Origin of the sequence: Pseudomonas izuensis, from assembly GCF_009861505.1 — a bacterium.
Lineage (GTDB): Bacteria > Pseudomonadota > Gammaproteobacteria > Pseudomonadales > Pseudomonadaceae > Aquipseudomonas > Aquipseudomonas izuensis.
This window is the reverse complement of record NZ_WTFT01000039.1, coordinates 36540-49971: the sequence shown is the minus strand read 5'-3', so window position 1 is coordinate 49971 and position 13432 is coordinate 36540. Positions and strand designations below refer to the sequence as shown.

10 protein-coding genes are annotated in these 13432 nt (G+C 60.1%); all 10 read right to left on the bottom strand.

All coding sequences use genetic code 11. The features are described from left to right. Positions 1-65: 65 nt before the first annotated feature. Entirely contained in the window at positions 66-1121 is a 1056-nt protein-coding gene (galE, locus tag GPL81_RS26055) for a UDP-glucose 4-epimerase GalE (RefSeq protein WP_160109050.1), read from the bottom strand. Positions 1122-1164: 43 nt separating this feature from the next. Beyond that, positions 1165-2583, bottom strand: coding sequence for an oligosaccharide flippase family protein (locus GPL81_RS26050; protein ID WP_160109049.1), 1419 nt, complete (start codon positions 2581-2583; stop codon positions 1165-1167). Between the two features lie 41 nt (positions 2584-2624). Continuing rightward, positions 2625-3560: a glycosyltransferase family 2 protein gene (locus tag GPL81_RS26045; protein WP_160109048.1), complete on the bottom strand. Its 936-nt coding sequence runs from the start codon at positions 3558-3560 to the stop codon at positions 2625-2627. Then, positions 3554-4894: an O-antigen ligase family protein gene (locus GPL81_RS26040; RefSeq protein ID WP_160109047.1), complete on the bottom strand. Its 1341-nt coding sequence runs from the start codon at positions 4892-4894 to the stop codon at positions 3554-3556. The genes GPL81_RS26045 and GPL81_RS26040 overlap by 7 nt, the downstream gene beginning before the upstream one ends. Beyond that, a complete protein-coding gene (locus GPL81_RS26035) occupies positions 4891-6003 on the bottom strand; it encodes a glycosyltransferase (RefSeq protein ID WP_160109046.1) in 1113 nt (370 codons plus the stop codon). Before GPL81_RS26035 ends, GPL81_RS26040 begins: the two co-directional genes overlap by 4 nt. After that, the gene (locus GPL81_RS31580) at positions 6000-7808 is read right to left on the bottom strand and encodes a WecB/TagA/CpsF family glycosyltransferase (RefSeq protein ID WP_246218989.1); all 1809 of its coding nucleotides are present in this window, start codon (positions 7806-7808) and stop codon (positions 6000-6002) included. Before GPL81_RS31580 ends, GPL81_RS26035 begins: the two co-directional genes overlap by 4 nt. Positions 7809-7906: 98 nt before the next feature. Continuing rightward, positions 7907-9298 carry an undecaprenyl-phosphate glucose phosphotransferase gene (locus GPL81_RS26020; RefSeq protein ID WP_246218988.1) on the bottom strand — a complete coding sequence of 464 codons (1392 nt, stop codon included), beginning with the start codon at positions 9296-9298 and terminating at the stop codon, positions 7907-7909. A 104-nt stretch (positions 9299-9402) separates the two neighbouring features. Beyond that, complete coding sequence (locus GPL81_RS26015) at positions 9403-11721, bottom strand: GumC family protein (protein ID WP_160109045.1); 2319 nt, start codon at positions 11719-11721, stop codon at positions 9403-9405. A 2-nt stretch (positions 11722-11723) separates the two neighbouring features. Continuing rightward, positions 11724-12257, bottom strand: a complete 534-nt coding sequence (locus GPL81_RS26010) for a polysaccharide biosynthesis/export family protein (RefSeq protein ID WP_160109044.1) — start codon at positions 12255-12257, stop codon at positions 11724-11726. A gap of 11 nt (positions 12258-12268) precedes the next feature. After that, entirely contained in the window at positions 12269-13429 is a 1161-nt protein-coding gene (locus GPL81_RS26005) for an outer membrane beta-barrel protein (protein WP_160109043.1), read from the bottom strand. Between the last annotated feature and the right edge of the window lie 3 nt (positions 13430-13432).

Here is a 13432-nt window from a genome sequence, read left to right as displayed (position 1 = left end):
GCCTCGAACATCACGGTTGCCAGAATGACAATGAGTAGACACTCCCTGATCATATGCAGGCTCCCTTACTTCATGGCCACCGTTACCGGCAGCTCGAGCCGGGAATGGTACCCATAGGGGTTGCGTGACTGCCATCGCCAGGTGTCCATGATCATCTGTTCCAGGTTACGTCGTGCGCACCAGCCCAGGTCGCGTCCGGCCTTGCTGGGGTCGGCCCAGCATTGGGCAATGTCACCGGCACGGCGCGGGGCGAAATGGTAGGGGATGTTGATGCCGGTCACGTCTTCGAAACTGTGGATGATCTGCAAGACGCTGTAGCCGGTGCCGGTGCCCAGGTTCCAGATATGGATGCCGGGGCTGTGCTGCAGTATCTGCAATGCCTTCAGGTGACCTTCGGCCACATCGACCACATGGATGTAATCGCGCACGCAGGTGCCGTCGACGGTGGGGTAGTCGTTGCCGTACACGATGAGCTCGGGGAGCCGCCCGATGGCGACCTGGGTCAGACAGGGCAACAGGTTGTTGGGCCGGCCATGGGGGTCTTCGCCGATCAAGCCGCTTTCGTGCGCACCGATCGGGTTGAAATAGCGCAACAGCGCGATGCTCCAGCGCGGGTCGGACTGCGCCAGGTCTTCGAGCAGCTCTTCGATCATCAGCTTGCTTCGGCCATAGGGGTTGACCGGTTTGCCCGTGCCCAGGTCTTCGGCAATCGGTGTGTGCACGGGGTCGCCGTAAACCGTGGCCGAAGAGCTGAACACCAGTTTGAATACGTGCGCCCTGGCCATGGCCTGGCACAGGTTCAGCGTACCGACCACGTTGTTGGCGTAATACTCCAGCGGTTTTTGCAGGCTTTCGGCAACGGATTTCAGGCTGGAGAAATGCACCACGGCATCGATGTCGTAATGATCGAAAATGTCTTCGAGCAAGGCGCTGTCGCGCACATCGCCTTCGATGAAGTCGACATGTCGATGCGACAGTTGCTCAAGACGGGTGATCGACTCCCGACAACTGTTGCAGAGGTTATCGAGCAGCACCACCGGGTGGCCGGCATCAATGAGGGTCAGCGTAGTATGGGAGCCGATGTAACCGGCCCCGCCAGTAACCAGCGTGGTTTTACGCATGATGGGGCGTTCCTGTCACAGTGGGATTTCGGGGGGAATGGGTTCAGCGGGTGGTAAATACCGATTTGAATTCCTGGGGCCAGCGCGGGTGCAACAGGCTGTACACCAGCCCATAGGTCAGCGCACCGATGCCGATGCTGCAGACCAGGTGCACAACCCCCTGCACCTGCAGCCGTGGCGTCAACAACAGTACCGCTGCGGCCATGACTAGCGAGGCGCTGACACTGCGGTAGCTGGAGGCGAAAAACGTATCCCAGCCATAGCCGATGGCGGTATTCAGGCCACGGATCTGCAACGGCGTGACGATCACCATCCGCAGCAGTAGCGCCAGGGCCGCCGCCATGCCTTCGTACAGTGGCCCCAGGCCGTAAACCAGTGCCAACGCCAGCAAGGTGGTGCCCACCTCCGCCTTGAGGGTCAGGTGCGTGCGGTTGACGGCTACCAGCGCGGTGGTGGCATACATGGCGGTATTGCCGATGGCGGCAGTACAGGCCAGTACTTGCAGCAGGGGAATCGCGTCTGCCCATTTGGCACCGAAGATCAGCAGGATGATGTCCGCGGCGGTGACGGCGATACCGATGAAGACCGGGGTGAGCAGGAAGCTGCTGACGGCTGTCGAGTCGCTGATGAAGACGATCAATCGCGAGGGTTCGGCGCTGCGCCTGGCGAATGCCGGCAGTGCGTAGCTCATCAAGCCGTTGTAGAACGCCGAGCGCGGCAAATCGATGATGCGCAGTGCCAGGTTGAACATGCCGACGGCGTGGGTGCCGGCCGTGATGCCGAGCACCACATTGACCCCGCGCTGAAGGGTCTGCGAGCTCAGGGTGTTGATGGCCACCGGCAGGCCGGCCGCCAGCAGTTCACGCAGGAACGGACCGTCAATCACCCATGGGATGCGACGTCGGTCGCCGAGCATCAGCACCACGATGGAAACGAATTCCATGACCAGCGCCTGGGCAATCACCGCCCAGGCGCCCCCTCCCCAGAGCGCCACGGCAATGCCCGCTACGCCGCCGAGCACCTTGCCCAGCAGCGTACGCGAAGCCAGCATGCGGAAATTGCTGCTGCGGCGCATTTGCGCGACATACACCCGCGCCATCATGGTGAACAGGATTTTCACGGAAGCCACCGCCGTCATCCATTGCAGGGCAGCGGAATCGAGCCATAGCACCGCCACGCCTGTGATGATTGCGATGGATACGAGGCTGGTCAGCACCGCCACCCAGAACGCCGTGGCGATGCGTCGGTCATCCAGGCGCTCGAGCCGCACCAGCGGGTCTTCCAGCACGGAGGAATAGAGGATGCCGATCATTTCGACGCTGGCGATGATGACGGTGCCCACCCCCAGTTCTTCCGGCGACAAGAGCCTGGCATAAACGACAAAGGTGAACATCGACAAGAAAATAAGGCCGAATTTCTCGGTGAAGATCCAGCTCAGTGTGACGAGACGTTGATTGGCCATGGGGTAAACCCGGGCAGACGTTCGATAGAGGGGTAATCGCTTCAGGACACCTTGCGCAGCGTCTTGAGCCGCGCATAAAGGTAGCGCAGGGTCGGCTTGCCATTGAAGAAAATCAATGCCTGCCAGGAGTGCCCGAGCATCTGTCGGAACACCTGGATCACCTGCGCATGGTCGCCACGCCGGGAGAAGGCATTGAGGAAGTCGGCATGGTTGGCCAGCACGAAATGGATTCGCTGTTGCCGGGTCATTCTTGCGCCGTAGCGCGCCAGGAACAGCTCGATGAATTTGACTTTGTACGGGTAGTATTTTTGCGGCTGCGCGGTGATGTTGCCGCTGTCGACCCCGCGCCGGTGCAAGGTCTGCGGCACGGTGTGGATTTCCCAGTGCTCGGCAATCCGCGTCCACAGCAGACGGTCTTCGGCAAAGCGCAAGGAAGGATCGAAACCGCCCAGGGCGCAGACCACTTCACGCACCACCAGTACGCCGGAGGTCCCGTTGATGACATTCTCGCGCATGAAATCGGCAAAGTGATGACCGCTTTTGCGCCGTTCCTCCCGCTGCTGTTTGCCGTCGCTGAACACACTCAGCTGGTAGCAATCGATCAATCCGACCGAATGCCCCTGGGCCGTCAACCGCTCATATAGCGCCAGCTGCTTTTCCAGTTTCTGCGGATGCCACTGGTCATCGGCATCGAGGAAGGCAATGAAGGTTTGCCCGGCGGCGAAGATGCCTGCGTTGCGTGCGCAGGCGGGGCCCTGGTTGGTTTGCTGTAACAAGGTCAGGCGAAAAGGTGCGACAAAGTCCCTGACCCGTTGTGCGCCGTCATCGCTGGAGCCGTCGTCGACGACGATCACCTGCTCGGGTTGACGGGTTTGCCGGATCAGGGACGCGAGGGTCTTTTCAATGGTGCTGGCGGCGTTGTACATCGGAATGACCACGCACACCGAAGCCGGTGAGGAAGGCGCGTCTTTCAACATGGGTCTTTCTCCTTGGCGACGACCCTGGCACTGGCCCCGCTGTATACGCTGCGTTGTGCCTTCGGCTGCAACTCTGCGCTCCGTCTGGCAACGCTGCGTCCGGCGTGGTGATGCCGGAAGGACAACGCCAGGATGCAGAACACCAGAAACTCCGCGGAGCGGTAATTGGGGATCACATACGCCACGTAATTGGTGACGATGAACAGACCGATGATCACCAGGGCACTGGCGCGGTACTGGGCCGACTGGCCCGCTGTCACCGCGCGATATTGTTTGACCTGCGCTTCAGCCAGCATCAGGCCCAACGCGGTCAATTGCACCACGCCACCGTTGAGCAGGGTTTCCATGTAGCCGCTGTGGGCGTTGCCGATGTAACCCCAGCGAGTGATGAACGCGTCGGCGTCGGGACTGGACCAGAAGGCGCCGAAGCCGTAGCCCCTGACAAATTCGGCATCGATGAACGGGGCCAGCAGTTCCCAGATCTGCAGGCGGTCGGTCAGTGACGGATCGCGTCCGACCATCTCCAGCAATAGCGTGTAATTGCCGTAGAGAAACAGACAGATCAGCAAGTAAAGAACGGTGGTCGCGAAGAACGCCAGCAGCGAGCGGTTGATACGCAGGCGGATCATCGTCAGAAAGTACCAGTAGCTCGCCGAACCGGCGCAAATCAGCGCCAGCCCCGTCGCGGATTGAGCGAGTCCGATGGCGACGAGCGAGCACAGTGCACTGAATATGGCCCAGGGATTGTGCCGGCGGATCATGGGCAGCAGCAGCACAATGGCGATGGCATTGATTCGCGCCCCGGCATTTTTTTCCGGGAAGATCCCCTTGAACGCGCCGTCGCGAATGCCCCCGGAAATGAAAGCGATATCCGGCAGGACCAGGGCGCAGATCAACCCGATGAGCGCCGCAGCGCCGAGGGTGCAGCCGAGCATGAAGCTGATTTTTTCGAGGCTGTAGTTATAGGCGACGTACCCGCCGAAAAACACCACGCTCATCAAGGCTACAAAGCGTTTGAGGCTGAGCACCGGGTCGTGGGACCAACTGATCGACGCGGCAACGCAGAGCACGAACAGCAGCAAAAAGGCGTTCTGACGGTAAAAGCTTTTGCTGAGGAACACCTTGTGGCGGATGAAAAAAAACAGCGGCACCAGCAGGGTGATCAGGCCGCAGACCTGATTCACGACGTTACCCTCGAGGTCACGCTGGGCATCGTCCAGGCTTGAGGCGTTGCCCAGACTGGAAAAAAAACTGATCACCTGCATGTAAAACAGCACGCCGAACAACGTGAAAATGTCGCGCAGGGTGGTGAGCTGGACTTGCAATGTGTTCATGGCGGTGCACTCCCGAGCAAGGCGTTCAGGTAGGTCTTCACCGCCCGGGCATTCATGAAGCGGGCGGCGGCATCGATACGTGTCTGGCGCCGGGTGTCGCTCGTGGCGCTCAGTTGATCGCTGATCGCCTGCGCCAGGGCCGCGGGGTCATCGACTGCCACCAGCGGCGCGACTGCACCGTCGTCGAGAATGTCCTGCGGGCCATGCGGGCATCGAGTCGCTATCACAGGTGTTCCGGTGGCCAGGGCTTCGACCAGCGCATTCGGGCTGCCTTCGAAACGCGATGACAAGACAAAGCAATCGGCCGCCGCGACTTGCGCCATCGGATCAGGGGTGTAGCCCGGCAAGTCGACCCGATCGGCCACGCCCAGCGCGCGGGCCTGATCGAGCAATTGAGCCCGGAGCGTGCCGTCTCCGAAGATAATCAATCGCACCGTGCGCTGTGGCAGTCGGGCGAATGCATCGATCAGGGTGTCGAAACCTTTCTGGTGGGCCAGGCGCCCCACGGCGACGATCACCGGCATGGTTTTTACCCGCAGCCAGTGATGCTCGGGGGCGGGCAGCAGCCTGTCGCGAAAGTCATTGTCCAGCACCGGGTTGTCGGCAATGGTGACGTCGCGCCGGCGGGCCATGGTGGTCTGCACCAGATCCTCGGCAACCCCCCGTGACACACAGATCACCGGGTTGGGGATGAGCCGGTACAGCAGCGGCGCCACCCAATAGGCCAGCCGTACCCGCAGAGACGGGTTGACGTGTTTGTCGTGGGAGAACGCGTTGCGCTCGCTGACATGCAGGCGGGGAAGGGTCCCGGACAACGCCGCAGCGGCAATCGCCACCACGTTGACATGGGTGAGGGCGGCCAATTGCGCGTCGAAACGATTGCGCCGCAGAAATTGCGCCAGGGCCGGCACAGCTTTCGCGCTGCGACCGCTGTGCAATTCGACCTGCTTGACCCGCGGATCGAGGCCCGCGGCATTTATACCGCCGCCGGTGAGCATCAACAGGGTCACGTCATTGCCTGCATCGACCAGTGCACCGGCGAGGCGCGTCATCATCTTCTCGGCCCCCCCTGCGCCGAGGTCATGCAGAATGATCAGCAGTTTCTTCATTGATTCCATACCTGGTAGTACGCCTCGGCGGCCTGATGACTGCTGTACTGTCGAACCGCCTCCGCCGCGACGCGACCGGCCGGGGCGTCCTGGCCATCCGCCATCAGGCTGTGCAACATGCCTTCTGCCAGGGCCGCCACATCATTGACCTTCACCAGGCGCCCGAGCCGGCCGTGATCGAGCAGCTCCCGGGGACCGCTGCCGCTATCACAGGCCAAGGTCGGCGTACCCAGCGCCAGGGCTTCGATCAGCACCGTTGGCAACCCTTCATGAAAGGAACTCAGGATCAGGAGTCGGGCGTGGCGGATCAGTGGATAGGGATTGCTCAGAAAACCGGTGAAATGCACACGGTCGGCAATGCCCAGGTGTTGTGCCTGTGCGGTCAGGGCGGCACGTTCCGGGCCGTCCCCGGCGATCACCAGATCCGGCAACGGTTGTGCGCCGGACAACGCCAGGGCATAGGCATCGAGCAACAGATGAAAGCCCTTGGGTTGCACCAACCGTCCCATGCCCAGCCAATAGCTGGAGGGCAATCCGTCGGGCAAGGGGGCCTGTGCGGCATTGAGCATGTATTCGGTGATCACAGCATTGGGGCAGTAGCGAATGCGCTGGCGTCCCCAGGGCATCAGGTCGGCGAGGCCCTGGCGCAGGCCATCGGATACCGCGACGACCTTGCCATTGCCGCACAGGTACAAAGCGTAGAGCAGGCGCAGACTGATGGGGCCGGTCTTCTGTTCCGCGCAATCGAGTGCCGCGTGACGGGCATAAATGACGCGGCAAGGGCTATTGAATGTGGCGAACCAGGTGCAGAGGTTGGCTTGTTCCTTGGCGGCAATCAGGTGAGTGATGCCTTCACGGTCAATGATCCGGCGCAACTGGAGGATGGACTTGAGCAGGCCCTTGAAGCCCTTGCCGCCGCCCTGGAATAGCGTCGCGCCTTCCTGCTCCGGTGTATCGCCGTTCATGACAAAAAAACCGACTTGATGCCCCTCCTTGAGAAATTGTTCGGCCAGGCGCTGCTGGACACTCTCGACACCGCCGCCGGGGGTGAAATCCTTGAGGATGAACAGAATCTTCATGCGGGCTTCGCGGCAATCAGGGGGCAGCAGATCGATGGCCACCTTGTGCCGGGCGATCATTGCCCACAGGTGCAGGAAATTGCCCGGATAGTCGATGAGGTAGCGTTTGATGGTGTGCGGCTCGCGATACATGCGGTAGAACGCGCGCAGGTGCAGGCGGTTGATGATGTCGGGGTAGTAGTTATGGGTGGCCGTGGCTTCTTGCCGGATGAAGCCGCCACAGGTGAATGCCACCCCGCCAAAGCCCTGGCTCAGGGCGTCCTCGACGAATTGCTCCTGCAGGCCGGCGCCCAGGCCGGTGATCAGAATGTCCGCGGCGCTGTCACGAATGTCGGCATGAATTCGCTGTGCCTGCGCCGTATCGAAGTAACCGTCGTGAAAACCGGCGATTTGCAAGTGCGGATAACGGACCCTGATCTTGTGCAGGAACAGGTCCAGTTCCACTTGTCGGGCCCCGACAAAATACACGCGACGACCTTGTTGTTCGGCAAGGCGCAGCACCGGGTCGGCGATGGAGGTGAAGTCGAAACTGACCCGTTCCACAGGCCGGCCGGTGATCTTCGACATGAACGCCGACAACAGCATGCCGTCGCAAAAATAGGTGACGTTGCTGCCCTCTGTACGATGGAAGAGGCTGCCGATGGAGGCAAAGTTGATGAAGGAATAAGCCTTGTTGGTCTTGAGCAGACCGGGAGTGAACCGCTCGACTAATTTGAGCCTGATCATTGCCTGACGCCTTCATTATTATTGGGGAGTCTGCCGGGCTACTGAGTAGCAGGTGGAACCACGATGTTTCAGACGGATCGATCCACGTGGACACAACGTCAGTAGATGTCTTTGGAGAACAGGGTGAAGGGCGTCTTGACCAGAATCTTGATGTCCAGCCACAACGACCATTGGTTGATGTAGTTGAGGTCCTGGGCGACGCGCAGCTGCATTTTTTCAACGGTCTCGGTTTCACCCCGATGCCCGGTGATCTGCGCCAGCCCGGTAATGCCGGGTTTGAGCCGATGGCGGGCCATGTAGGCACGCACCTTGCCGGTGTAGTAGACATTGTGTGTGACGGCATGCGGGCGGGGGCCGACCAGGGCCATCTGGCCGAACAGCACGTTGAACAATTGCGGCAATTCGTCGATGGACGTGCGGCGCAGAAAGCGTCCGAGCGGGGTGACGCGGTCATCGTCGCGCGTGGCCTGGCGCACCTGTTGATCGTCGTGCACGCGCATCGAACGAAATTTCCAGACCGTGATGATCTCGGCGTCGTGACCGTGACGGTTTTGCTTGAACAGCACAGGGCCTGGCGAAGTGAGCTTGATGGCGATGGCCACGCCCAGTAGCAGCGGGCTGAGCACTACAATCGAGATAGCCGCCAGGCTGCGTTCGAACAGGTCCTTACAGAGCAGGCTGCCGGGATGCGAACTGATCAGGCTTTCATTGAGGTAGATCGCCGGCATGCGCTCGATTTCGGAGATCGATTGGTTGAGCAACACCATGCTGCCCAGGTCCGGGATCCACACCACGTCGACGTTCATGTCCAGCAGGTCGATGTACAAGGCTTCGATGATCGCGGCCTGCGCCATTGGCAGGACGATGTAGACCCGGCGTATCTCCATCTGCGCGAGGATGTCGCGGATCTCGCTGACGCGACCCAGTAGCGGCAACACGCTGGGTGCGGGACCGTCGACGTCATCGGTGGCGATAAACCCCAGTACCCGCGCGTGCTCCGGCTGAGTGAGTTTACGCGCCAGCTCGGCGGCGGTCGGGCAGGTACCGATGATCACCGATCGGCGTGCGTTGCAGACTTTGCGCATATACCGACGGGCCAACCAGTGCAATGGCAGGAAGCACACGGCCTGGGCCAGAAAACCCGCTATGGCCCAGACGATAATGACCTGGCGCGAGAACCTGACGCTGGTCTGGGTGACGAACGCAATCGCCATCAACACGGCCAGCAGGATCAGCCACGCGGCGAGCAAGTGACCGAGACCGGCCAACAGGCCAAACCGTTTGTGATAGACCTGCATCGTGCTGTAGATCGGTATGGAGCCGAGCACGGTGAGGATCATCAACACGCGGTAGTCGCTGGTCAGGCTGCCGACGCGCCAATGCACGAGCAGCATGAGCAACAGGTTGATCACAAGCATCGCGCACAGCCACTGACCCCAAAAAAGCAGGCCTCGGCGATGCGCCATTTGAGTGGTGATTTGCGGAGTCATGGCCTCAATCTCCAGACATGAGTGATGCACCATCGCCGCTACGGGTGTGGCTGATGCGATCTGACAGAGATGAACAGCAGGCAAACAGGCGTTGCGCCAGGTCGTTACCGGGGCGCGTAGTCGTAGTTGTAGAACGTTTTCGAGTGGCCGTAGCCGTACTTGCGCGCCTTGCGCAGATCGACCTGGTTGAGCACGGCGCCGAACATCGGCACGTGGCTTTGTTGCAGTATGGCGAGGTACTTCTGCACCTGGCCGACGGGGGTGCTGTCGGCCTTGACCACGTAAATCACAGCGTCCGAGTGTTGAGCCAGCAATAACGCATCACTGACCATTTCTGCCGGCGGTGAATCGATGATGATGTGCCGGTAACGTGTCTTGAGCACTTCGAGCATCCGTGCCAGGCGCGGCGAGCTCAGCAAGTCCTGGGGCGGCGGCTGGCGAGATGGATCGATATGCGTCAGTCGCGGTGGCAGGCGCTGTGAGCTGAACAGATCCAGCGAGGGTTGCGAAATATTGCCGGCGGGCAACATGTCGAGATTTCCCACCGTGCGAATGCAGTCTTCGAGGCGTGCCGTACCGGCAATCACGTTGGCCAGGCCGAGGCAGTCCGGTGGGAAATCGAAGTTCAGCGACAGGGTGGGTTGGCGCATGTCCGCATCGATCAGCAGTACGCGCTCCAGCGGCGTGAGCGAGCAGGCGAGGTTGTTGGCGATGGTGCTTTTGCCTTCTTCGGGGACGGTCGAGGTCACCAGTACGACCTGTATTGGGGTTTCGGTTTCACTGCTTTGCAACATCAGCCAGGTGCGTAGGTTACGAATGGTTTCGGAAAAACGCGGGTTGACGTTGTCGTCGAACAGGCGCGCCAGTTGCCGACGGCTTTTCTTCGCCACCAGCGGCACCACGCTGAGCAGCGGAATGTTGAGGGTGCTTTCGATGGTTTCATCGGTTTTGAAGGTGTTGCTCAGCGACTCGAACAAGAAAGCCAATACCACGCCGACCACCCCGGCCAGCAGGGCGACAATCGCCACAATCAGGGTCTTGCGCGGTTTGCTGGCTTCCAGCGGCACGATAGCGGGGTCGACGATGCGCGCCTTGGTCGAGTCCATATCTGCCGTGGCCGCGGTTTCTTTCAGGCGGGTGATAAAGGTTTCATACAGCGCCCGGCTGCTGTCGACTTCACGCTGAAATTCGCGCAACTGGAATTCCTTGCGCGAGATGTCCTGGATCTGCGACTTGTTGGTGTTAAAGGATTTACGCAGCGCATCTTCACTGGCCACCGCCAGTTGATATTGGTGCTCGATACCGGAAATCACTTGCTTGACCTGCAGGCGCAGGCTTTCTGTAGCCGTGCGTAGCTCCGAGCGGGCGGAGATCAGGGACGGGTGTTTCGGACCATAACGCACCGACAGCTCCTCAACCTTGGCTTGCGCCTTGGCCAGCTCGGCCTGGAACTGCTGGACCAGCGGGTTGGCAAGCACCGCGGGGACACTGGACAACTTGTTCAAGTCACCGTTACTCAGCCCCTGCACCTGACGGTACTGGCTTTCGGCTTCCGCCCGGTTACGGCGGGCGTCGATCATCCGGTTGCCGGTCATTTGCAGTTCGTTGGCACTGATGGTGGCAACCCCGTCGACATCCACCAGACCCTGTTGTTCACGGTAGGCCTGCAGTTTGTCCTCGGCCTTGCGCAGGTTGTCGCGCAGCTCTATCAGGCGAGTGTTCATCCAGCTGGTGGTGGTCTGCGAAGATTTCTGGCTGGTATCGGACTGACTGTCGAGAAAGCCCTGGGCCAGGGCGTTTGCGGCGGCTGCGGCCAATTGGGGGTCTGGCAGTTCCACGTCGATCTCGATCAACTGACTCTTGCCGACAAATTTGACGCTGGTATGGCGCATGAGGTCTTGCGTGACCTGATTGAAGATGTCTTCTTCAGTGGGCGTTGTCGTCGCCGGTATCAGGAAATCCAACCCTGGCAGCCACTGGTCGCGATTGAGATCGGCCAGCCACTGCCGAGGGTTGAACAAGGGTTGTGGCTGCTGGCGGGGGTCCGTCACCGGGTTGGTCGTCAGCTTGAGCGTCCTGACCGCCCGCTCGGCCAGGTCCCGCGATTGCAGGAGCGCCAGTTGCGTCTGCAGATAGTCGGGTGTCGGGCTGCCCTTTTCGGTCGTTTGCTGGAAGTTCAGCAAGGGCGGTGTGGGGTCCTTGATCAGCAGGGTGGTGCTGCCGACGTACTGCGGGGTGATGGTCATCACCACCGCGATGGCCAGTGCGACGCTCAGCAGTACCCATAATCCGATGCTCCATTTGGCACGCCAGATCACCCTCCAGAGTTTGAGCAGGTCAATGGTGTCCTTTTCTTCACCGTGTTGCACGGGTGCAGACGCTTGAAGCGGACGTTCGACGTAAGTGCTAGGGCTGTTGTCCATGATTAGAAAAAGCCTTGTGCAATGGAAATGGTGTCACCGGGAGCGATCGCGGTGTTGCGGGTTATGTTCTCGGTCAGCGTCTGGCCGCCGTCGCCGCGCACGATCGTTACACGCTTGATCGACGCTCGTTCGGTCAGGCCGCCTCCCAGGGCGATGGCCTTGTCCAGGGTCAGCCCCGGTACGAACGGATAGCTGCCGGGTTTCTGTACTTCGCCGTTGATGTAAAAGGCGCGGTATTCGATTTGGCTGAGGCTGACTTTGGGATCGACCAGATAACCTTGTTTAAGCCCGTCGACGATGACTTTTTCGACCTGGTTGGGGGTCAGGCCCTTGGCAGAAATTTCCCCCAGGAACGGGTAGGAAAAGGTCCCTGCGTCATTGAGGCGAATCCGTTTGAGACTCAATTCCGGCTCGCCGAAAACGGTAATGCGCAGAACGTCGCCAGCCGCCAGTTTGTATTCGGTGCCGGGTTCGCCGGCGTGGGACACAGGTGTCAGGCAAAACACGAGCAACAGGCCAAAGATGCGTGTGTTCATGGGGAATCTCCTCAGAGACTTACATCGAACCCGATCTGGAATATGTTGCGTTGGTAGCTTTTGTTGTCGGCATCCGAGTTGTCGTCCAGGTAGCGGTAGCCAACTTCAATGTCCAGCCAGCGACGCATTTTGTACGCCAGAGCCAGGTGGTAATCGCGCAGGTCATCAGTACGGCTTTGTCCCTCATAGACTTCGCGACCTGCACCGATTTCGGCGATAGAGGTGATGCGTTCAGTCCAACCGTGACGCCAGCCCACCTGGGTAAAGGTGGTCTTGACGGCGTCGGCACCATCGTCGCCCTCGGCCATGGCCTGACGAGCGAGAAAAGTGAAGGTCGAATAGGTACGCGGCTTCCATTGCAGATCCACTTGCCAGGTTGGGTTATTCAGATCCTTGGAATTGCTGTCATCGAAGTTCTTGTGTTCATAGCCGACACGGAGCTTGCCGGTCGTGCGGGCGGTGAAATCCCATTCGGCGCCGGCGAGCAGGGCATCTGATTTGCTGCTGCGGGGGCTGTTGGCTTGCAAGTAGTCGAAGATCGTATGGTCGTATTCCAGCAGGCCGCGGGTGTTGCTGCCGATGCGGTGGTACCAGGTGGTGGTCAGCGCGGTGGTATCGCGCTCCTTGTCGTCATTGATGCCACCGGAATTGTCATAGCGAAGTTGTGCGTAACCGGCCCCCAGATCTATTTGATTGTCGGCACTTCGAGCGCCGTAGGTATAGAGACTGTTGACCCGACTGTTCTGGATCTTGTCATTGACGCCTGGGACTGCCGTTGAAGTCGTACGCTCGTATTTGTGCCATTCCCCTTCGAGTTTCAGGCGATGGCGGTCGGTAAACTCCATGATGCTGTCCAATTGCACTCGTTGTGCGGTATTCGAGGCGTCCGGCTCATCGTGATAAATGTTTCGGGTTGGCTGCCAGGTCAGCCGGGTCGCACTGTTGCGGTCTTCAGCCTTAAGCTCGAAGGAGGGGGCGATGCGCGTGATCATGGACGACTGGACATTGTGCTCGAGCTCGCGAAAGTTATCGTCGTAGCTTTCTGAAAACAGCAACCTGGGGGTGAAGTCGAAGCCGTAGACATCGATACTTTGCGGGTTGGTGCACCAGACGTATCCAGGGTACAGGCTGGCCATAATAAGCACGAAGGGATGGTGGGGCTTTATGGCCATATC